1 protein-coding gene is annotated in these 1,923 nt (G+C 51.4%); it reads right to left on the bottom strand.

Annotated elements, in window-relative coordinates:
• Positions 1–1,923 (bottom strand): hypothetical protein (locus KDK19_RS06005; RefSeq protein ID WP_257291549.1); only part of this gene is annotated, 1,923 nt, incomplete at both ends.

Below are 1,923 nucleotides of genomic sequence, written 5' to 3'. Positions count from 1 at the left end.
GAATATAACGGGAGAGTCCGCAAGCCGGTCATGGAGTCGGGATAATCGACGGCTTTCGCGATCCTTCTGGCTCATCTTGCTGTGATAAAGATCATGAGCCAGTGCTGACAGGGGCTTGTCGGTGGAGCCCGTCCATTTCAGTGATTCAGACAGTCGAGTTTCTGTGTGCTCGATGCCTGCGGCGTCAGAATTCGCTGTTCTGGCGATGTAAAAACAATCGGTGGCCAGAGATTGAATGGCATCGGATCGGGTCTGCCCCGGTGGTAATGGCAACTGCCAGCCAGAAGCCAGCGCATCCTCCAAACGTTTAATCTGTCTTGATGGCCTGATGGCTGAGGGTTGATGCAGCTCTGCTACAGCCGGATCGACTGCTAACTGATACGCCATTGCATGTCTTTGTTGTTCAGGAGCATGGGCCACGATCATGGCACAGAGCCTATCCAGAGATTCTCCTTCAGCCCGGGATGATGGAAATGGACATTCATAGGACAGTTGTAATCCTTCAAATTCGTTGCCCTTAAAGACGGCCGGGTCAAGGGCTCTGGCCAGTGGCCACAGGTTCTGCTTCACAAACGCTCTATCCAACACTGGGGCACTATTGATGATGGCATTTAAACGATCCGGGTCTACCGAGGCGGTTTGATTCTTATCCGACGTCTTATGAGCATCCGGCAGTAAATGCCAGCAAGCCACTTTCATAAAATCACGTACTGACGGATTTTGCCGGGTGCCATGGGTGATGACGCTATTGATGGCCTTGCGCCAGTGGCAAGGAAGGAGTTGTGAGGACTGGTCAACCTGCTGTGCTCGCCGGGCAGCCAGAATCAGGTTGTTCAACAACCCTTCGCTTATCTCAGGCAGAGGGTTACAAAGGTGGCCAGATACACTGGTAAACGCCTCGTACAGTTGGTGAAGTGCCTGTTCTGGCAGCCCCGCCCGGGGGATATCATGCTTAACCGCGTTGATATCCCAAATATTGACCTCAGGACACGGTTTACTCTTGGCAACCATTGAACTGAATACCGAAGATGGGCTTTTCGCAGACTCAGGCCAGAGTAGGGTGACATGAGCTTTCGGGTAGGCCTGTAACTGGCCATTAATCAACAGAGGTTGTCCAACAGCCAGGGGTTCCAGAAGTTGTTGAAGGGTTGGATTGCTTTCCAGGCCTCGCAATAGGACATGCTTGCCAGAGGTTAATGCCTTCTGCAACTCAGTTTGACGTCGTCCAAAATGTGCCTTTTGTTCCGAGCTGATATAGATATTATCAAACAGCTGGCTGAGACTGGTCTGTTCATTGACTTGAATCACCAAAGGCGACTTCTGATGATTGACCCAATAACTGGCCTGAGCCTGTTGCCGATATGTGATGGTTTCAAAGGCGGTGTTATCTGCCATCGAGTGCTCATCGTTTTCTGCCAGCCTGAGAGCTTTCGGCTGCCGTCTTGTATGAGCCACCTGAAGCCGGGGCTCCATACCGGTCGTCTTGCGAATCGTCTGCAGTGAACCCAGTAAACGAAACCAGAGTGCCTCGGTGAGAGGAGACGTTACGGTGACTGCACCACCCGCCCGAACTTGTTCCAACAGATGATTGTTAGGAACTGCATGGCCTTCAGGAGCAATGGCAATCGGGTTCAGCCATTGGGAAATATTACTTTGGTTAATGATGATCGGGTTTTTCGCTGCGCTAACAGAGTGTGACAGGCTTTGGAACAGTGAATGTAGCTCGTTATTCCCTATCGGCATCTGATAAAACTCAACATCGTCTGGTAACTGACAGATCTTGCCATTGCTCTCAAAACACTTTTGCGCCAGCATCTGTCGAATCGACTGCTCAAAGGCCAGATCCTGCCAGTTGGCCCCTTTCAGAATCACCCGTTGTCCAGCCCTCAATGTTTCAAGCCTGCCGGGGATATGCTGGATTCG

Origin of the sequence: Endozoicomonas sp. ONNA1, assembly GCF_024606325.1 — a bacterium.
Classification (GTDB): domain Bacteria; phylum Pseudomonadota; class Gammaproteobacteria; order Pseudomonadales; family Endozoicomonadaceae; genus Endozoicomonas_A.
Note: the sequence above shows the minus strand (reverse complement) of the source record. Positions and strands in the feature narration are given on the sequence as shown.